Annotated in this window: 26 protein-coding genes; 2 read left to right on the plus strand and 24 right to left on the minus strand. The window is 64.8% G+C overall.

The genetic code is table 11. The annotated features are described in order from the left end of the window. Window positions 1-45: 45 nt before the first annotated feature. On the minus strand, window positions 46-1,533 hold the full coding sequence (locus tag VE25_RS04710; protein WP_083988722.1) for a Do family serine endopeptidase: 1,488 nt from the start codon (window positions 1,531-1,533) through the stop codon (window positions 46-48). Window positions 1,534-1,731: 198 nt separating this feature from the next. Between VE25_RS04710 and VE25_RS04715 the strand changes: the two genes are divergently transcribed. Both VE25_RS04715 and VE25_RS04720 read left to right on the plus strand, forming a co-directional pair. Further along, the gene (locus tag VE25_RS04715; RefSeq protein ID WP_046107448.1) at window positions 1,732-2,904 is read left to right on the plus strand and encodes a type III PLP-dependent enzyme domain-containing protein; all 1,173 of its coding nucleotides are present in this window, start codon (window positions 1,732-1,734) and stop codon (window positions 2,902-2,904) included. Between the two features lie 302 nt (window positions 2,905-3,206). Further along, entirely contained in the window at window positions 3,207-3,746 is a 540-nt protein-coding gene (locus VE25_RS04720) for a P-loop NTPase family protein (protein WP_083988723.1), read from the plus strand. 24 nt (window positions 3,747-3,770) lie between these two features. Here the strand turns inward: VE25_RS04720 and cml are convergent, their stop codons facing one another. The 23 genes from cml to rpsS form a co-directional block, all read right to left on the minus strand. After that, the gene (cml, locus tag VE25_RS04725) at window positions 3,771-4,967 is read right to left on the minus strand and encodes a CmlA/FloR family chloramphenicol efflux MFS transporter (RefSeq protein WP_046107449.1); all 1,197 of its coding nucleotides are present in this window, start codon (window positions 4,965-4,967) and stop codon (window positions 3,771-3,773) included. A gap of 456 nt (window positions 4,968-5,423) precedes the next feature. Beyond that, window positions 5,424-5,852: a 50S ribosomal protein L17 gene (gene rplQ / locus VE25_RS04730; RefSeq protein WP_046107450.1), complete on the minus strand. Its 429-nt coding sequence runs from the start codon at window positions 5,850-5,852 to the stop codon at window positions 5,424-5,426. A 31-nt stretch (window positions 5,853-5,883) separates the two neighbouring features. After that, on the minus strand, window positions 5,884-6,906 hold the full coding sequence (locus VE25_RS04735) for a DNA-directed RNA polymerase subunit alpha (RefSeq protein WP_244466865.1): 1,023 nt from the start codon (window positions 6,904-6,906) through the stop codon (window positions 5,884-5,886). A 98-nt stretch (window positions 6,907-7,004) separates the two neighbouring features. Beyond that, complete coding sequence (gene rpsK / locus VE25_RS04740) at window positions 7,005-7,397, minus strand: 30S ribosomal protein S11 (protein ID WP_046107452.1); 393 nt, start codon at window positions 7,395-7,397, stop codon at window positions 7,005-7,007. A gap of 156 nt (window positions 7,398-7,553) precedes the next feature. Then, window positions 7,554-7,922, minus strand: coding sequence for a 30S ribosomal protein S13 (gene rpsM / locus VE25_RS04745; protein ID WP_046107453.1), 369 nt, complete (start codon window positions 7,920-7,922; stop codon window positions 7,554-7,556). 182 nt (window positions 7,923-8,104) lie between these two features. Beyond that, entirely contained in the window at window positions 8,105-8,671 is a 567-nt protein-coding gene (locus VE25_RS04750; RefSeq protein WP_046107454.1) for an adenylate kinase, read from the minus strand. Next, a complete protein-coding gene (gene secY, locus VE25_RS04755; protein WP_046107455.1) occupies window positions 8,668-10,002 on the minus strand; it encodes a preprotein translocase subunit SecY in 1,335 nt (444 codons plus the stop codon). Before secY ends, VE25_RS04750 begins: the two co-directional genes overlap by 4 nt. 133 nt (window positions 10,003-10,135) lie before the next feature. Further along, window positions 10,136-10,627, minus strand: coding sequence for a 50S ribosomal protein L15 (rplO, locus tag VE25_RS04760; protein ID WP_046107456.1), 492 nt, complete (start codon window positions 10,625-10,627; stop codon window positions 10,136-10,138). A gap of 15 nt (window positions 10,628-10,642) precedes the next feature. Next, entirely contained in the window at window positions 10,643-10,834 is a 192-nt protein-coding gene (gene rpmD, locus VE25_RS04765; RefSeq protein WP_046107457.1) for a 50S ribosomal protein L30, read from the minus strand. Window positions 10,835-10,861: 27 nt separating this feature from the next. After that, complete coding sequence (gene rpsE / locus VE25_RS04770) at window positions 10,862-11,398, minus strand: 30S ribosomal protein S5 (protein ID WP_046107458.1); 537 nt, start codon at window positions 11,396-11,398, stop codon at window positions 10,862-10,864. Between the two features lie 24 nt (window positions 11,399-11,422). After that, on the minus strand, window positions 11,423-11,785 hold the full coding sequence (gene rplR / locus VE25_RS04775; protein ID WP_046107459.1) for a 50S ribosomal protein L18: 363 nt from the start codon (window positions 11,783-11,785) through the stop codon (window positions 11,423-11,425). A 12-nt stretch (window positions 11,786-11,797) separates the two neighbouring features. Then, complete coding sequence (gene rplF / locus VE25_RS04780) at window positions 11,798-12,331, minus strand: 50S ribosomal protein L6 (protein WP_046107460.1); 534 nt, start codon at window positions 12,329-12,331, stop codon at window positions 11,798-11,800. Window positions 12,332-12,381: 50 nt separating this feature from the next. Next, the gene (rpsH, locus tag VE25_RS04785; RefSeq protein WP_046107461.1) at window positions 12,382-12,780 is read right to left on the minus strand and encodes a 30S ribosomal protein S8; all 399 of its coding nucleotides are present in this window, start codon (window positions 12,778-12,780) and stop codon (window positions 12,382-12,384) included. A 13-nt stretch (window positions 12,781-12,793) separates the two neighbouring features. After that, complete coding sequence (gene rpsN, locus VE25_RS04790; RefSeq protein WP_046107462.1) at window positions 12,794-13,099, minus strand: 30S ribosomal protein S14; 306 nt, start codon at window positions 13,097-13,099, stop codon at window positions 12,794-12,796. 29 nt (window positions 13,100-13,128) lie between these two features. Beyond that, on the minus strand, window positions 13,129-13,686 hold the full coding sequence (gene rplE / locus VE25_RS04795; protein WP_046107463.1) for a 50S ribosomal protein L5: 558 nt from the start codon (window positions 13,684-13,686) through the stop codon (window positions 13,129-13,131). Next, on the minus strand, window positions 13,679-13,990 hold the full coding sequence (rplX, locus tag VE25_RS04800) for a 50S ribosomal protein L24 (protein ID WP_046107464.1): 312 nt from the start codon (window positions 13,988-13,990) through the stop codon (window positions 13,679-13,681). The genes rplE and rplX overlap by 8 nt, the downstream gene beginning before the upstream one ends. Further along, window positions 13,990-14,358 (minus strand): 50S ribosomal protein L14, encoded by a 369-nt coding sequence (gene rplN, locus VE25_RS04805; protein WP_046107465.1) that lies wholly within the window; start codon window positions 14,356-14,358, stop codon window positions 13,990-13,992. The genes rplX and rplN overlap by 1 nt, the downstream gene beginning before the upstream one ends. A 74-nt stretch (window positions 14,359-14,432) precedes the next feature. After that, complete coding sequence (rpsQ, locus tag VE25_RS04810) at window positions 14,433-14,666, minus strand: 30S ribosomal protein S17 (RefSeq protein ID WP_046107466.1); 234 nt, start codon at window positions 14,664-14,666, stop codon at window positions 14,433-14,435. A 12-nt stretch (window positions 14,667-14,678) separates the two neighbouring features. Further along, complete coding sequence (gene rpmC, locus VE25_RS04815) at window positions 14,679-14,873, minus strand: 50S ribosomal protein L29 (protein WP_046107467.1); 195 nt, start codon at window positions 14,871-14,873, stop codon at window positions 14,679-14,681. Window positions 14,874-14,883: 10 nt separating this feature from the next. Continuing rightward, window positions 14,884-15,297 (minus strand): 50S ribosomal protein L16, encoded by a 414-nt coding sequence (rplP, locus tag VE25_RS04820; RefSeq protein ID WP_046107468.1) that lies wholly within the window; start codon window positions 15,295-15,297, stop codon window positions 14,884-14,886. Window positions 15,298-15,312: 15 nt separating this feature from the next. Continuing rightward, window positions 15,313-16,029, minus strand: a complete 717-nt coding sequence (rpsC, locus tag VE25_RS04825; protein WP_046107469.1) for a 30S ribosomal protein S3 — start codon at window positions 16,027-16,029, stop codon at window positions 15,313-15,315. After that, entirely contained in the window at window positions 16,029-16,409 is a 381-nt protein-coding gene (rplV, locus tag VE25_RS04830; RefSeq protein WP_046107470.1) for a 50S ribosomal protein L22, read from the minus strand. Before rplV ends, rpsC begins: the two co-directional genes overlap by 1 nt. 1 nt (window position 16,410) lies before the next feature. Further along, the gene (rpsS, locus tag VE25_RS04835; RefSeq protein ID WP_046107471.1) at window positions 16,411-16,689 is read right to left on the minus strand and encodes a 30S ribosomal protein S19; all 279 of its coding nucleotides are present in this window, start codon (window positions 16,687-16,689) and stop codon (window positions 16,411-16,413) included. Window position 16,690: the final 1 nt, after the last annotated feature.

The raw sequence follows: 16,690 nt of genomic DNA on the forward strand, positions 1-16,690 counted from the left end.
CCCCTCAAGGGGGAGAGGAGCCACCGTTTCGTGCCCTCTTGCCCCCTACCCGCTCACGTACGTGCGCACCACGCGTCCTTCGCGCTGCAGCACGATCTCCCAGGTGCGCACGCGCTGCGAGGCGGTTCGGGCGAACGTGCGGGCATCCGTCATCTCGGCCCCGTTGAGGCTGAGGATGACATCCCCGGTCGCCAGCCCCATGGCCTCGGCGGGCGACCCCTCTTCGATCGCGGTGATGACGATGCCGCGCGCGTCGAACGGCAGGCCTTGCTCCTGCGCCAGCGCGGGCGCGAGCTCCTGTCCGGTGGCACCCGCGAAGCGCGTGTTCCCGGTGATGCGGGCGATCTGGCTTTCGTCGGGTTGCGGCGGCGCCTCGACCGGCAGCACCGCCTCGAAGCTCTGACCGCCGCGAGATACCGTAAGTCGGGCTTCCGTCCCCAACTGTCGGGTAGCGAGGCGGAAATTGAAGGCGCTGGGATCTTCCACGATCGTGCCATCGATGGCCGTAACGACATCACCGGACCGCAGCCCCGCGCGCTCGGCCGGGCCGCCGGGCGCGACGTCGGTGATCATCGCGCCGCTTGGTGAGGCAAGCTGCAGGCTGTTGGCGATGTCGGCGCTGACCGCCTGCGTCTTGGCGCCGAACCAGGGCCGCACGATCTCGCCGCCCGCCAGCCCCGCTTGCGCGACGACCGCCGCCATGTTGGATGGAATGGCGAAACCGATGCCGACCGATCCGCCGGTGCGCGAATAGATCGCCGTGTTGATGCCGACGAGCCGGCCGTTGAGGTCGACCAGCGCTCCGCCGGAATTGCCCGGATTGATCGCGGCATCGGTCTGAATGAAGAACTCGTAATCGCTGGCTTCCACCCCGGTGCGGGCGAGCGCCGAGACGATGCCGCTGGTTACCGTCTGGCCGACGCCGAACGGATTGCCGATGGCGAGCACCAGATCGCCCACCTGCAACTGGTCGGAATCGGCAAAGGTCAGCGCCGGCAGATCGACGCCGTCGGAATCGCGGATGCGCAGGACCGAGAGATCGGTATCCGGATCGTCGAGCACGAGATCGACGGCGAACTCGCGCCGGTCGGCAAGCGCGATGCGGATATCGGTCGCGCCGGAGACCACATGGCTGTTGGTGAGGATGAGGCCGGACGGATCGACGATGACGCCCGAGCCGAGCGCGCGCGATTCCCGCGGGCGGCTCTGGAAGAACGGCGAATTCTGCCCGAAAAAGCGCTGGAAGAACGGATCGTTGGCGAAGGGCGAGACCGCCCGCTCCTCGACGCGCGTCGCATAGACGTTGACGACCGAGGGCGCCACCTGCCGCACGACGGGCGCAAAGCTCAGCTGCACCTGCTCCTGAGATTGCGGCACCTGCCGCTCGGCCTGCGCCACCTCGATACGCGCCGGCGCCTGGAGGGCGGTCGGCGGAGCCTGCCCGCCCTCCGGTCTACCTACCGCCGCCCAGGCGACGGCGCCGAGCAAACCCAAGCCCGCAAGGGCAAGAACGCTTTTCTGCAACAGGGTCATGTTCTTGTTTCCGTTCACGAATCCGCAATCGCCCTCACACTCGCCGGAGCGAGCAGAAAGACCCGGAATCTGTCGCCATTAAGGTGTCACAGCGATCGAGAGAAATAGGGGCAAAATATCGTTTGCGTAGAGGGCCTTTGATCCCTATATGCAGCGCTCGTTTTGGCCCCCCTCACGCCCCGAAAGGCAACACGTCCAATGACTGAGCCGACCATCGTCTATCCGAACACCTCGGCCCTCATCGCCGCCGAAGCGCCGGATTACCCGAGCTTTCTCTATTCGGAGCGCGAGCTGAGGAAGGCCGTCAAGGTCTTCAAGAAGGGCTTCAACGGGCTACTGACCTACGCGGTCAAGTGCAACCCCTCGCCCCACATCATCGCCAAGCTCCACGAGGAAGGGCTGAAGGCCTTCGACGTCGCCTCCAACACCGAGATGGCGCTGGTGCGCGATCACGCCCCGGGCGCGGCTATGCACTACAACAATCCGATCAAGAACCGTCGCGAGATCGAGCGCGCCTATGAAGAATTCGGCGTGCGCTCCTTCACCATCGACCATCCTCAACAGCTCGACCAGCTGGCCGCCGTGGTCTCGCCCTCGCGCGACGTCGAGGTCACGACCCGCTTCAAGGCCGGCAAGGCAATGAAGTCCTACGACTTCGGCACCAAGTTCGGCGTCATGGAACAGGGCGCCGTCGAGATCGCTTCGATGGTCGAGCAGATGGGCTACACCGCCAGCCTCTGCTTCCACGTCGGCAGCCAGTGCGAGGACGCCTATGCCTATGAGCGGCACATCGCGGCCGCCGCGCGGATCGTCGAAGAGTCCGGCATCGAATTGAAGCGCCTCAACGTCGGCGGCGGCTTCCCCGCCCCCTACCCGACCAGCGTCGCTCCGCCGATGGACTACTATTTCGAGACGATTGCCGAGGCCGTCGATGCGAACTTCGGTTCGTCCAAGCCCGAGCTCATCGTCGAGCCCGGCCGCGCGCTCGTCACCTCCTCGACCTCGCTGCTGCTGCGCGTCAAGCACCAGCGCGGCGGGCTCTCGATCTACCTCAACGACGGCGCCTACGGCTCGCTGATGGAAGTCAAGTTCATGGACTTCACCCCGCCGGTGCGGGTCTGGCGCGGGGCGCGGCTCCATACCGAGGACGAGGCCGCGGGCTTCACCATCTTCGGCCCCACCTGCGACAGCTACGACGTGCTGCCGCAGACCTTCATGCTGCCCGTCGACATCGACGAGGACGACTGGATCGAATTCGGCCTGATGGGCGCCTACACCCAGGCCTCCCTCACCCCGTTCAACGGCTTCGACCGTCGCGACTGGTATCAGGTCGACGAGATCTATACCGGCAAGGACGTGCAGCCGGAGTAATGGGCGCATACGCATCGGCCTCACCCCCGGCTGTCACCCCGGCGAAAGCCGGGGCCCAGTAAACGGCGCCTAAGCGGCTTGCGCACAGCGCCCACCCTTCCACCGGGTGGAAGTACCGCGGCGAGCCCACCTGGCCGGTGTGTACTGGGTCCCGGCTTTCGCCGGGATGCGGTGGGAATAAGCGAGCATTGCGCCAACTCCGCCGTGGGTCGGGTGTGTCCGCAGGCGCTGCCCCTTGACAACGCCCGCTGGCTGCGGCATTGCGCGCGTCCCTCGCGCATTCCCCTAGACCGGTGTCTCCCATGCTGCCCCTCGCTGCCCTCGGCAAGCGGATCGTGATTCTGGGTCCGTCCAATGCCGGCAAGTCGACCCTGGTGGTCGCCATCGCGAACCGCCTCGACATACCCGTCTTCCATCTCGACCAGTTCCGCCATCTGCCGAACACCGACTGGCAGGTGCGTCCCGACGACGAGTTCGCCGCCCTGCACGACGCCGCCATTCTCGGCGAGAGCTGGGTGATGGAGGGGAACTATTCCCGCCTGATGCCGCAGCGCTTCGCCCGCGCGACCGGCGGAATCCTCGTCACCTCGAACCACTGGCTGCGCTTCGGCCGCTATCTGAAGCGCACTCTGATCAATCGCAAGGATCGCGCCGGGCACCTCGAGGGCACCAAGGACAGCATCAAGTGGAGCATGATCGAGTGGGTCCTGATCAAGACCCGCAACAGCCACGTGAAATACGGCCGCGTACTTCGCGAGTCCGGTCTGCCGGCCATCGAGTGCCACACGGCCAAGGCGCTGAACGATCTCTACGAGGCCTGGGATTTGCCGGTGCCGCATTGATTGAACGCGGCACCGGTTGGTTTGCTAGGCCACTGCCGTCCGCCGCCGCCTGAGCAACGCCAGCGCGACCAGCACCAGCGGCGCCATCAACCCGCAATAGCCGACGAGCGGCCAGAGCGTGTCGCCGCGCAGCATCACGACCATCAACGTGCCGGCGACGCCGACGAACAGGCTCTGGATGGCGAAGTAGAGCGCGACCGCCGTTCCGGCAGTCTCCCCGAACTCGGCGAGCGCGCCGTTGGCGGTGACCGAGACGGCAAAGACGATGCCGACGGCGACGAGCCACATGGGCAGGATCACCGTCCACATCGACGGCTCGAGGAAGGCCTCGCAGAGCCCCAGAACGATGGCTCCGACGACGAGCAACGCCATCCCGCGGGCAAGGCTGCCCGGAATGCCCCACTTGCCGACGAACCGCTTGGCAAAGCGCGTGGTGACGATCATCACGATCGCGACGGTCGCGAAGGCGAAGCTGAACACCGTCTCCGAGAGCCCTGCCCGTTCGATGAGGATGCGCGGCGCCGTCGAGAAGAAGACGAAGAACGTCCCCATCGCGGCGGCAAAGCCGAGCGTATAGGTCCAGAAGGCGGGACTGGTGAGGATCGGGCCGAAGGCACGCTTGCCGGCAGGCGTCGGCACCCGCGTTTCGCGCCAGCGCAAGGTGGCGTTGGCCGTGGCGGCGAGCGCAAGTCCGCCGAGGACGAGGAAGATCGCCGGCCAGCCGAGGCTGTCGGCGATCAGCGCGCCCGCGATCGGCCCGAGCGCCGGCACGAACGCGAGGATCGAGCCGAAGAGGCCGTAGATGACCGCCCCCTCGGGCCGCTCCGCATAGACGTCGCGCACCGTGGCGAAGGTCGCGACCATCGCCGCCGAAGCGCCCGCCGCCTGCAACACGCGCAGCGCGACGAAGAGCCCGGCCGATGTCGTCGCCGCCATGGCGAGTGACGTTCCGGCAAAGAGCAGCGCCCCGCCGATCAGCACCGGCCGCCGTCCGAAACGATCGGAAAGCGGCCCGAAGACGAGCTGGCCGAGGCCGAGCACGACCATGTAGAGGCTCAGCGTCAGTTGCACCACGGCCGGTGACGTATCGAGGATCGCCGGCATCGCCGGAACGATGGGCAGGTAGATGTCCATGGCGAGGGACGCCAGGACGTCGAACGGAGCCATCAGCAGCAGCGCGGCCGCAAGGGAATGGCCCCAGGCTTGGGGTTTTGTAGGCATGAGTGAACACCCGCACGAAATGTGAAAGAACATTCGGCGGCGATCTGCCTGAGATGCTGTGATCTGGAGGTTGACCGGGCAGACAGCCGCAACGACGAGAACAGTCGCTGCGGCTTACCTGTCTGCTTTGGCGAGGCTACCCATGGTCATTTACTCCGTTCGCCCGACTTGGCGGGAGCGCGGATGTAGCAGGGTTGGGGAATGGTGGCAAGATCGGAGCTTGCTTCAGGCGCCTTGGCCAAGGCTTGGTGAACCCCCCTCCCATCCTCCCCCGCAAGGGGGGAGGTGCCGCATTGTGCATGGGGCATGATGGTGCCAAGCTCACAGGTCCAGCACCTCCCCCCTTGCGGGGGAGGATGGGAGGGGGGTGATGCCGCGGACATCCAGCTCTCACCTAAACAAAAACGGCCGCGGGTTGCCCCACGGCCGTTGAACTGGTGGCGAACCGGCTGTGGCTTACGCCGCGACCGACTCGTCTTCCTCGTCGCGCACCTGCACCGGGCCGCTGTCCTGGCCGCGGGCGTTGACGTCGCGGTCGACGAACTCGATGACGGCCATCGGCGCGTTGTCGCCGTAGCGGAAGCCGGCCTTCATGATCCGCAGGTACCCGCCCTGGCGATCGGCATAACGGGGCCCGAGAACCTCGAACAGCTTCTTGACCTGGTCCTCGTCACGGATCTGGGCGATCGCCTGGCGGCGGGCGTGCAGGTCGCCGCGCTTGCCCAGCGTGACGAGCTTCTCGACGATCGGACGCAGATCCTTGGCCTTGGGAAGCGTGGTCACGATCTGCTCGTGCTTGATGAGGGCGGCCGACATGTTGGCGAACATCGCCTTGCGATGGCTCGCCGTCCGGCTCAGCTTGCGGCCCCTAGTGGCGTGGCGCATGGTGTGTCTCCTTTAACAGTGCCGCGCGAGATCAGTAGTGATCTTCGTAGCGCTTGGCGAGGTCGTCGATGTTCTCGGGCGGCCAGTTGGCCACGTCCATCCCGAGGTGGAGGCCCATCTGCGCGAGGACTTCCTTGATTTCGTTGAGCGACTTGCGCCCGAAATTCGGCGTGCGCAGCATCTCGGCTTCCGTCTTCTGGATGAGGTCGCCGATATAGACGATGTTGTCGTTCTTGAGGCAGTTGGCCGAACGCACCGAAAGCTCGAGCTCGTCCACCTTCTTGAGCAGCGCCGGATTGAAGGCCAGCTCGGGGACGGCGTCCGCGGCCTTCTCCTTGGTCGGCTCCTCGAAGTTGACGAAGACGGCCAGTTGGTCCTGCAGGATGCGGGCGGCATAGGCCACCGAATCCTCGGGGCTGATCGCGCCGTTGGTCTCGACCTGCAGCGTCAGCTTGTCCTTGTCGAGGCTCTCGCCCGCGCGGGTCGCATCGACCTTGTAGGAGACACGCCTGACCGGCGAGAAGAGCGAGTCGACGGGGATGTAACCGATCGGCGCATCCTCGGGACGGTTCTTGTCGGCCGACACATAGCCCTTGCCGGTGTTGACGGTGAACTCGATGTTGATCTCGGCGCCATCGTCGAGATGGCAGATCACGAGCTCGGGGTTGAGGACCTCGATGTCGCCGGTGACCTTGATGTCGCCGGCGCTCACCGCGCCCGGGCCCTGCTTGGAGAGCGTGAGGCGCTTCGGGCCCTCGGCTTCCATCTTGAGCGCGATCTCCTTGACGTTGAGCACGAGGTCGGTAATGTCCTCGCGCACGCCCGGCAACGAGGAGAACTCGTGCAGGATGCCGTCGATCTGGATCGCGGTGATCGCCGCGCCCTGCAGGGACGACAGCAGCACACGACGCAGAGCATTGCCCAGGGTCAGCCCATAACCGCGCTCAAGCGGCTCGGCGATTACCGAAGCCACGCGCGCGTTGTCGCCCGAAACAATCTCCAGCTTGGTCGGCTTGATCAGTTCTTGCCAGTTCCTCTGGATCGTCACGGTAATTTCCTTTCAAAAGCGCGGCCCTGCCCGGCCGCTCGGCCGCAAACGCAATGGAAACTCCCGGTTCGCTCGCAAACCGGGAGTCCTTCAGCAACGTCGGTCTAGACGCGGCGCCGCTTGCGCGGGCGGCAGCCATTGTGCGGAATGGCGGTGACGTCACGGATCGAGGTGACGTTGAAGCCTGCAGCCTGGAGGGCACGCAGGGCGGACTCACGCCCCGAGCCGGGCCCGCGCACTTCGACCTCGAGGGTCTTCATGCCGTGCTCCTGCGCCTTGCGGGCGGCATCTTCAGCGGCGACCTGCGCCGCATAAGGGGTCGACTTGCGCGAACCCTTGAAGCCCATGACGCCGGCGGACGACCACGAAATCGTGTTGCCCTGCATGTCGGCGATGGTGATCATCGTGTTGTTGAAGGATGCATTCACGTGGGCGACGCCCGACGTGATGTTCTTGCGCTCCTTGCGGCGGATGCGCGTCGTTTCAGCTTTGGCCATTCATATCCTCAGTTCGATATCGTCGCTGCCGTAAGCCTTTTCAAGGGTCCCGGCAGCTACATCGGGGAGAGCCGATAACGAGGTCGCGAATTCCGCCACCCCAAACGTCTGTCGGCCGCTCCCGGTCGCTCGTTAGTTCGCGCCGTGGCGCGAGCCTTACTTCTTCTTGCCGGCGATCGGCTTGGCCGGACCCTTGCGGGTGCGGGCATTGGTGTGGGTGCGCTGGCCGCGCACGGGCAGGCCGCGGCGGTGGCGCAGGCCACGGTAGTTGCCCAGGTCCATCAGGCGCTTGATGTTCATGGCAACGTTACGGCGCAGATCGCCCTCGACCACGTAGTCGCGGTCGATGGTCTCACGGATCTGGATGACTTCCGCGTCGGTCAGTTCATTGACGCGGCGCTCGGCGGGGATCCCCACCTTCGCGCAGATGTCGGCAGCGAACTTGTCGCCGATGCCGTGAATGTACTGCAGCGCGATAACCACGCGCTTGTTGGTCGGAATGTTGACGCCAGCGATACGAGCCACGTCTGCTCTCCTTCGTGCAACACTCAGCCGCGCCGGGCCGGTGCCGTTAAACAACAAGGGACCGGATTTCGACCCCCAACCACATTGAGGAACCGAATCCAGTCCAATAATCCATGAGACTGGTGCGGTTCTTTAAGGACAAGACTTGCCGGTGTCAACTGGCAAGCCCTACCTCATTTTGCTTACTCGATCGCCGCGCGGATCGCGGCGGTTACTTCCTCGACGGGCGCCATGCCGTCGACCGACTTCAACAGGCCCTTCTTGTCATAGAAGGCGATGAGCGGGGCCGTCTGCTCCTTGTAGACGTCGAGGCGCTTGCGCAGCACGTCTTCATTGTCGTCGGCACGAGCCGAGCCGCTCTCCCTGGCGCGCTTCACGACCCGCTCGACCAACACGTCCGTGTCGGCCTTGATCTCGATGACCGCATCGAGCGCCATGCCCTTGTCCTTGAGCATGCCCTCGAGCGCCTCGGCCTGCGCGATCGTGCGCGGGAAGCCGTCGAGGATGAAGCCGGGCTTGCAGTCCTCGGCGTCGAGCCGCTCGGAGATGATGCCGTTGACGACGGCGTCCGAAACCAGGTCGCCCCGGTCCATGATCTCCTTGGCCGCAAGGCCCATCGGCGTCTTGGCCGCGATGGCCGCCCGAAGGATGTCGCCGGTGGATAGTTGCGGAATGCCGTAGGCCTCGACCAGTATCTTTGCCTGCGTACCCTTGCCCGCCCCCGGCGGCCCCAGAAGGATCAGCCTCATCGGCGCTTGCCCCCAAGTCTCGATTTCTTGACCAGCCCCTCATATTGCTGGGCGATGAGATGGCTCTGGATCTGGCTGACCGTATCCAGCGTCACCGTCACCATGATCAGCAGCGACGTGCCGCCGATAAACTGGCTGACCGTCAGCTGGCTGACCAGCACTTCCGGAATGAGCGCCACGACCGTCAGATACGCCGCGCCGACGACGGTGATGCGGGTGAGCACATAGTCGATGTGCGCGGCCGTGCGCTCGCCCGGGCGGATGCCGGGAATGAAGCCGCCGGAGCGCTTGAGGTTGTCCGCCGTCTCCGTCGGATTGAAGACGATCGCCGTGTAGAAGAAGGCGAAGAAGATGATGAAGAAGGCAAAGAGCGCCAGGTAAAGCGGCTGCCCGCGCCCCAGGAGCGCCGTGACCGTCGTCAGCCAGCCCGGCGCGTTGCCCTGCGCGGCGAACGAGGCGATCGTCGCCGGCAGCAGCAGCAGCGAGGAGCCGAATATCACCGGGATGACGCCCGAGGTGTTGAGCTTCAAGGGCAGGTGCGAGGTATCGCCCTGGAACATCTTGTTGCCGACCTGTCGCTTCGGATACTGGATCAGAAGCCGTCGCTGCGCCCGCTCGAAGAAGACGATGACCGCGATGACGACGATCGCCAGCACCAGGAGCCCGATGCCCGCCCAGGCCGGCAGCGCGCCGGTACGGCTCAATTCGAGGGTCTGGGCGATGGTGCCCGGCAGGTTGGCGACTATGCCGGCAAAGATGATGAGCGAGATGCCGTTGCCGACGCCGCGCGCGGTAATCTGTTCGCCCAGCCACATCAGGAACATGGTGCCGCCGACGAGCGTGATGACCGTCGACAGGCGGAAGAACCAGCCCGGATTGAGCACGACCCCCTGGCTGCCCTCGAGGCCTATGGCGATGCCGTAAGCCTGCACGGCGCAGAAGACGACCGCGAGATAGCGCGTGTACTGGTTGAGCTTGCGCCGCCCCTGCTCGCCTTCCTTCTTCAGGGCTTCGAGGCGCGGCGAGGCCGTGGCGATCACCTGGATGACGATCGAGGCGGTGATGTAGGGAATGAGGTTGAGGGCGAAGATGGCCATGCGTTCGACGGCGCCGCCGGCGAACATGTTGAACATGCCGATGATGCCCTGCTGGCTCTGCTCGAACGTGGCGCGGAACGCGTCAGGATCGATGCCCGGCACGGGGATGAAGGTGCCCAGGCGATAAACGAGCAGCGCGCCCAGCGTGAACCAGATGCGCTGCTGAAGGGCCTTGGCCTTCGAGAAGGTGGAAAAGCTGAGATTTCTGGCCAACTGCTCGGCTGCGGACGCCATCAATCGCTCCCTTGGCTCGGCAAGCCCTGCCCTAGCGGGCGGGCGCCGTTCTGTTGCTCACCGCATCGCAACGCGCAAGACAAATCGCTTGCCTTGCGCGCGGATGCTCCACAGGCCAGGCGCGGGGCCGAGATTACTCGGCCTTAGCGTCTTCTGCCGTCGACTTGGGCATATCGACCTTGCCGCCTGCCGCTTCAATAGCAGCAAGGGCGCCCTTGGTCGCATGGTCGACCTTGAACGTGACTTTCTTGGCGGAAAAGCCTTGCGAACCGATGAGGCGCACGCCGTCCTTGACGCGGCGGATGACGCCGGCGGCGACGAGCGCCTGCGCATCGATCACCTTCTTGGCGTCGAGCTTGCCGCTGTCGATATAGGCCTGGATGCGGTCGATGCGGATGGCGTTCCACTTGCCCGGATTCAACGGATTGAAGCCGCGCTTGGGCATGCGCATGTGAAGGGGCATCTGGCCGCCTTCGAAGCCGTTGATGGCGACACCCGAGCGAGCGGTCTGGCCCTTGCCGCCGCGCCCGCCGGTCTTGCCCTTGCCCGAACCGATGCCGCGTCCGATACGAATGCGGGTCTTGTTCGCGCCGGGATTGTCGCGCAGTTCATTCAAACGGGTCATTGTCCTGCCCTTGTCTTACTGCTCGCCGACGATGCGGACGAGGTGCGGGATCTTGTTGACCATGCCGCGGACGTCCGGGGTGTCAACCAGCTCACGCTTCTTGTTCATCTTGTTGAGCCCGAGACCGATGAGGGTCGCGCGCTGGCTCTTGTCGCGGCGGATCGGGGAGCCGATCTGCTCGACGATGATGGTCTTTTTAGCAGCCATTGTCTTTCTCCGTCACGCGCGGGAGGCTCAGGCCTCGGCCGCCGCGGTCTCGCCACGGCGAGCCTGCAGCTCCGAAACCTTGAGGCCACGGCGGGCGGCGACCGAACGCGGGCTGTCGACGCGCTTCAGCGCATCGAAGGTCGCGCGCACCATGTTGTAGGGATTGGCCGTGCCCTGGGACTTGGCCACGATGTCGTTGATCCCGAGCGTCTCGAACACGGCGCGCATCGGACCGCCGGCGATGATGCCGGTGCCCGGGACGGCGGCGCGCAGGATGACCTTGCCCGCGCCGTGACGGCCCGTCACGTCGTGGTGGAGGGTACGCGCATCGCGCAGCGGCACGCGGATCATCTGCCGCTTGGCCTGCTCGGTCGCCTTGCGGATGGCCTCGGGCACCTCGCGGGCCTTGCCGTGGCCGAAGCCGACGCGGCCCTTCTGGTCGCCCACGACGACGAGCGCCGCGAAACCGAAGCGACGGCCGCCCTTGACGACCTTGGCCACGCGGTTGATATGGACCAGGCGGTCGACGAATTCGCTTTCGCGCTCTTGAACGTCTCTGCTCATAGTAATTCTTTCCTCAGCCGCGGGTTAGAACTGCAGGCCGCCCTCACGGGCAGCGTCTGCAAGGGCCTTCACACGGCCATGATAGATGTAGGCGCCACGATCGAACACGACCTCGCCGACGCCGGCCTTCGTGCCGCGCTCGGCGATCAGCTTGCCGATCGCAGCAGCGGCCTCGGTGGTGCCGCCGTTCTTGACGGAGGCGCGCACGTCCTTGTCGAGGGTCGACGCGGCAGCCAGAGTGCGGCCGGACGCATCGTCGATGATCTGGGCGTAGATGTTCTTGTCCGAACGATGGACCGAAAGACGCGGACGCCCGTAAGCGCGAGCCTTGAGCGCCTTGCGAACGCGGGCCTTGCGGCGGGCCGCTCCCTTTGCACTGATAGCCATACTCGGCGCTCCTTACTTCTTCTTGCCTTCTTTGCGGAAGACCTGCTCGTCCGCATACCGCACGCCCTTGCCCTTGTAAGGCTCGGGAGCGCGCCACTCGCGGATGTTGGCCGCGACCTGGCCGACCTGCTGCTTGTCGATGCCCGAAACCACGATCTCGGTCGGGGTCGGCACGGCGAGCGTGATACCCGTGGGCGCTTCGTAGACGACGTCATGGCTGAAGCCGAGCGAGAGCTTGATGTCCTTACCCTGCATGGCGGCGCGGTAGCCGACGCCCTGGATGGCGAGACGCTTCTCGAAGCCCGTGCTGACGCCGGTGACCATGTTCTGAATCAGAGCACGGGTGGTGCCCCAGGCGGCGCGGGCCTCGCGCGTGTCGTTGGCCGGCGTGACGAAAACGCCCTCGCCGTTCTGCTCGACAACAACGTTATCCATCAGGTCGAGCGCGAGCTCGCCCTTTGGGCCCTTGGCCGAAACGGTCCGTCCATTGACGGAGACCGTGACGCCGTTCACCGGGGCAACCGGCTTCTTGCCAGTACGTGACATTCTATCTTGTCCTTCGAGTAATCGTCACACCGCGTGCAGGCGCATGCGCCTTAGAACACGCGGCAGAGTACCTCACCACCAACATTGGCGGCCTTCGCCTCGTGGTCGGCCATCACGCCCTTGGGGGTCGAGAGGATCGACACGCCGAGGCCGTTGGCCACCGACGGAATATTCTTGACCGACGCGTAGACGCGGCGGCCCGGGCGCGAAACGCGCTCGATCTCGCGGATCACCGGAACGTTCTCGGAGTACTTGAGCTCGATCTCGTACTCGGAAGCGCCGTTCTCGAACTTCACCTCGCTGTAGCCGCGGATGAAGCCCTCGGTCTGCAGCACGTCGAGGACGCGCCCGCGCAGCCCCGAGGCCGGGGTCGTCACGGTGTTCTTGTGGCGCATCTGCGCATTGCGGATGCGGGTGAGCATATCGCCGATAGGATCTGAAAAGCTCATCTGTCTCGTCTCCTTACCAGCTCGACTTCACCAGGCCCGGGATCATGCCCAGGTTGCCCAGCTCGCGCAGCGCGATACGGCTCATCTTGAGCTTGCGGTAGTACCCGCGCGGGCGCCCGGACACCTCGCAGCGGTTGCGCACGCGCACCGGCGAGGAGTTGCGCGGAAGCTCGGCGAGCTTGAGCTGCGCGGCGAAGCGCTGCTCCATGGGGACCGACTGGTCCTTGGTGATGGCCTTGAGCGCGGCCCGCTTGGCGGCGGTGCGCTTGGCGGCCTCGGCGCGCTTCTTGTTCTTGATGATGGAGCTGGTCTTTGCCATGTCCTAATCCTTGTCCCTTCCCTCGAGCCTTACTGGCGGAACGGGAAGTTGAATGCCCGCAGCAGCGCGCGCGCTTCATCGTCGGTCTTCGCGGTCGTCGCGATGACAATGTCCATGCCCCAGATCTGGTCGACCTGGTCGTAGTTGATCTCGGGGAACACGATGTGTTCCTTAATGCCCATGGCGTAGTTGCCGCGACCATCGAACGAGTTCGGGTTGAGGCCGCGGAAGTCGCGAACGCGCGGCAGCGCGATGTTCACCAGGCGGTCGAGGAACTCGTACATGCGCTGCTTGCGCAGCGTCACCTTGACGCCGAGCGGCATGTTCTCGCGCACCTTGAAGCCCGCGATCGACTTGCGCGCATGGGTGATCACCGGCTTCTGGCCGGCGATGCGCTCGAGGTCGGCAGCGGCGGAACGCACCTTCTTGCTGTCGTTGACAGCCTCGCCCACGCCCATGTTGAGAACGATCTTCTCGAGCTTGGGGAGCTCCATGACGTTCTTGTAGCCGAACTGCTCGCGCAGTGCGCCCTTGATCTTCTCGTCATACTCGGTGCGAAGCCGAGGAACGTAAACGGTCTCAGCCATCGATCACATCTCCGGTGGTCTTGGCGACGCGCGACTTCACGCCGTCTTTGATCTGGAAACCGACGCGGGTCGGCTTGCCGTCCTTGTCGGCGACGGCGAGGTTCGACAGATGGATCGGCGCTTCCTTGGTGAAGATGCCGGCATCGTTCGACGCGGTCTGCTTGGTGTGACGGCGCACGAGGTTGATCCCCTGCACCACGGCCCGGGTTTCGGACGGAATGACCGAGAGGACCTGGCCAGTCTTGCCCTTGTCCTTGCCGGCCAGGACGACGACCTTGTCGCCTTTCTTGATCTTGGCAGCCATTACAGCACCTCTGGTGCGAGCGAGATGATCTTCATGTGGTTCTTGGCGCGCAGCTCGCGCGGAACCGGTCCGAAGATACGGGTGCCGACCGGTTCCTTCTGATTGTTGATCAGAACCGCGGCGTTCTTGTCGAAACGGATGACGGTGCCGTCGGGACGGCGGATGTCGGAAGCCGTGCGAACCACGACCGCCTTCATTACCTGGCCCTTCTTGACGCGGCCGCGCGGAATGGCGTCCTTGACCGAAACGACGATGATGTCGCCGACCGAGGCGTATTTGCGATGCGAGCCGCCCAGCACCTTGATGCACATGACGCGACGAGCGCCGGAGTTGTCCGCGACGTCGAGATTGGATTGCATCTGGATCATGACTGGATGCCTTCTAAATTACACCGGCTTGTCGCCGGTAACCGGCTCGCCGACCTGAATTCCTGGTTGTTCAACTACGCCTGAGGAACGAGCGTCCAGCGCTTGTTCTTCGAGATGGGCGCACACTCCTCGATCCACACGACATCGCCGACCTTCGCCACATTCGCTTCGTCATGGGCGTGGTACTTCTTGGACCGGCGAACGGTCTTCTTGAGCAGCGGATGGGTGAAGCGCCGCTCGACGCGCACCACGATGGTCTTCTCGTTCGCGTCGGAGACGACCGTACCCTGCAAAACTCGCTTCGGCATTTCGGCCTCTCCTTACTTGGCTGCGCTCTTCTGGCCGAGGATCGTCTTGATCCGCGCGATATCGCGACGGACCTGACGCACACGGGCAGGAGCTTCCAGCTGCTGGGTCGCCTGCTGGAAACGCAGGTTGAACTGTTCCTTCTTCAGGTTCACGAGCTCGGCTTTCAGCTCGTCTGCGGTCTTTGCCCGCACATCACTGGCTTTCATCGCTCGTGTCCTAGTCGTTGATGCGGGTAACGACCCGCGTGGTGACCGGAAGCTTCATCGCGCCGAGGCGCAGAGCTTCCCTGGCGACGTCCTCGGGGACGCCGTCGACTTCAAACATGATCCGCCCGGGCTTGACGCGGGCCGCCCAATACTCGACGGAACCCTTGCCCTTACCCATACGGACTTCGGTCGGCTTCTGGGAAACCGGCAGATCGGGGAAAACCCGGATCCACACACGGCCCTGGCGCTTCATCTCGCGGGTGATCGCGCGGCGGGCCGCTTCGATCTGACGCGCGGTCACGCGCTCGGGCTCGGTGGCTTTAAGGCCAAATTGCCCGAAGTTCAAGTCCGTACCGCCCTTGGCCACGCCATGGATGCGGCCCTTGTGGGCCTTGCGGAATTTTGTGCGTTTCGGTTGCAGCATGATACTTAACCTTCCTTAAGCGCGTTCGCGCTCGGGCTGCTGACGACGCTGGCCGGCGCCCTCCCCGCCTTCGGTGGCACGGCGCTCGTGGGCCATGGGATCATGCTCGAGCACTTCGCCCTTGAAGATCCACACCTTGATGCCGATGATCCCGTAGGTCGTCTCGGCCTCGGCCATGCCGTAGTCGATGTCGGCGCGCAGCGTGTGCAGCGGCACCCGGCCTTCACGATACCATTCGGTGCGCGCGATATCGGCGCCGCCGAGACGCCCGCCGACGTTCACGCGGATGCCGCCGGCGCCCATGCGGATCGCCGTCTGCACGGCGCGCTTCATGGCGCGGCGGAACGCAACGCGGCGCTCTAGCTGCTGGGCGATGCCCTGGGCGACGAGGGTCGCATCGGTCTCGGGCTTGCGCACCTCGACGATGTTGATGTGCACCTCGCTGTCGGTGAACTTCTTCACCTTGGCGCGGATCTTGTCGATGTCGGCGCCCTTCTTGCCGATCACGATGCCCGGACGGGCGGTGTGGATCGACACGCGGCACTTGCGGTGCGGACGCTCGATGACGATCTTGCTGACCGCAGCCTGCTTGAGGTCCTCGAGCAGCGTCTCGCGGATCTTGAGGTCTTCCTGCAGCAGCGAGCCGTACTCGCCCTTGTTGGCGTACCAACGCGAGTCCCAGGTCCGGTTGATGCCGAGGCGGAAGCCGATCGGATTGATTTTCTGGCCCATTATGCGGCCTCCTCAACTTCGCGGACGACGATCGTCAGGTGAGCGAACGGCTTCAGGATGCGCGTCGACCGGCCACGGCCGCGCGCATGGAAGCGCTTCATCACCAGCGAGTTGCCCACATAGGCTTCCTTGACGACGAGCGCGTCAGGATCGAGCCCGTGATTGTTCTCGGCGTTCGCGATGGCGCTTTCCAGCACCTTCTTGACCTGGCCCGAGATGCGCTTGTGCGAGAACTCGAGCTCGGCCAGCGCCTTCTCGACCCTCTTGCCGCGAATGAGCTGCGCCACGAGGTTCAGCTTCTGCGGGCTGATGCGGATCATCCGCAGGACCGCTTTGGCCTCGTTGTCGGGTAGCGCGCGCGGAGTCTTCGGCTTGCCCATTTTACTTCCTCTTGGCCTTCTTGTCGGCCGCGTGGCCGTAGTAGGTGCGGGTCGGAGCGAACTCGCCGAACTTGTGGCCGATCATCTCTTCGGTCACCAGCACCGGAATGTGCTTCTGGCCGTTGTGCACGCCGAACGTGATGCCCACGAACTGCGGCAGGATGGTCGAGCGGCGGCTCCAGATCTTGACGACTTCGTTACGACCGCTCTCGCGCGACTTCTCCGCCTTGCGGAGCATGTAGCCGTCAACGAACGGGCCTTTCCAAATCGAACGGGTCATG

This window comes from Devosia geojensis (assembly GCF_000969415.1).
GTDB classification, from domain to species: domain Bacteria; phylum Pseudomonadota; class Alphaproteobacteria; order Rhizobiales; family Devosiaceae; genus Devosia; species Devosia geojensis.

Coding starts and splice junctions, on each gene's coding strand:
- VE25_RS04710 (WP_083988722.1), bottom strand. CDS start 1,533: ATGACCCTGTTGCAGAAAAGCGTTCTTGCCCTTGCGGGCTTGGGTTTG.
- VE25_RS04715 (WP_046107448.1), top strand. CDS start 1,732: ATGACTGAGCCGACCATCGTCTATCCGAACACCTCGGCCCTCATCGCC.
- VE25_RS04720 (WP_083988723.1), top strand. CDS start 3,207: ATGCTGCCCCTCGCTGCCCTCGGCAAGCGGATCGTGATTCTGGGTCCG.
- cml (WP_046107449.1), bottom strand. CDS start 4,967: ATGCCTACAAAACCCCAAGCCTGGGGCCATTCCCTTGCGGCCGCGCTG.
- rplQ (WP_046107450.1), bottom strand. CDS start 5,852: ATGCGCCACGCCACTAGGGGCCGCAAGCTGAGCCGGACGGCGAGCCAT.
- rpsK (WP_046107452.1), bottom strand. CDS start 7,397: ATGGCCAAAGCTGAAACGACGCGCATCCGCCGCAAGGAGCGCAAGAAC.
- VE25_RS04750 (WP_046107454.1), bottom strand. CDS start 8,671: ATGAGGCTGATCCTTCTGGGGCCGCCGGGGGCGGGCAAGGGTACGCAG.
- secY (WP_046107455.1), bottom strand. CDS start 10,002: ATGGCGTCCGCAGCCGAGCAGTTGGCCAGAAATCTCAGCTTTTCCACC.
- rplO (WP_046107456.1), bottom strand. CDS start 10,627: ATGACCCGTTTGAATGAACTGCGCGACAATCCCGGCGCGAACAAGACC.
- rpmD (WP_046107457.1), bottom strand. CDS start 10,834: ATGGCTGCTAAAAAGACCATCATCGTCGAGCAGATCGGCTCCCCGATC.
- rpsE (WP_046107458.1), bottom strand. CDS start 11,398: ATGAGCAGAGACGTTCAAGAGCGCGAAAGCGAATTCGTCGACCGCCTG.
- rplR (WP_046107459.1), bottom strand. CDS start 11,785: ATGGCTATCAGTGCAAAGGGAGCGGCCCGCCGCAAGGCCCGCGTTCGC.
- rplF (WP_046107460.1), bottom strand. CDS start 12,331: ATGTCACGTACTGGCAAGAAGCCGGTTGCCCCGGTGAACGGCGTCACG.
- rpsH (WP_046107461.1), bottom strand. CDS start 12,780: ATGAGCTTTTCAGATCCTATCGGCGATATGCTCACCCGCATCCGCAAT.
- rpsN (WP_046107462.1), bottom strand. CDS start 13,099: ATGGCAAAGACCAGCTCCATCATCAAGAACAAGAAGCGCGCCGAGGCC.
- rplE (WP_046107463.1), bottom strand. CDS start 13,686: ATGGCTGAGACCGTTTACGTTCCTCGGCTTCGCACCGAGTATGACGAG.
- rplX (WP_046107464.1), bottom strand. CDS start 13,990: ATGGCTGCCAAGATCAAGAAAGGCGACAAGGTCGTCGTCCTGGCCGGC.
- rplN (WP_046107465.1), bottom strand. CDS start 14,358: ATGATCCAGATGCAATCCAATCTCGACGTCGCGGACAACTCCGGCGCT.
- rpsQ (WP_046107466.1), bottom strand. CDS start 14,666: ATGCCGAAGCGAGTTTTGCAGGGTACGGTCGTCTCCGACGCGAACGAG.
- rpmC (WP_046107467.1), bottom strand. CDS start 14,873: ATGAAAGCCAGTGATGTGCGGGCAAAGACCGCAGACGAGCTGAAAGCC.
- rplP (WP_046107468.1), bottom strand. CDS start 15,297: ATGCTGCAACCGAAACGCACAAAATTCCGCAAGGCCCACAAGGGCCGC.
- rpsC (WP_046107469.1), bottom strand. CDS start 16,029: ATGGGCCAGAAAATCAATCCGATCGGCTTCCGCCTCGGCATCAACCGG.
- rplV (WP_046107470.1), bottom strand. CDS start 16,409: ATGGGCAAGCCGAAGACTCCGCGCGCGCTACCCGACAACGAGGCCAAA.
- rpsS (WP_046107471.1), bottom strand. CDS start 16,689: ATGACCCGTTCGATTTGGAAAGGCCCGTTCGTTGACGGCTACATGCTC.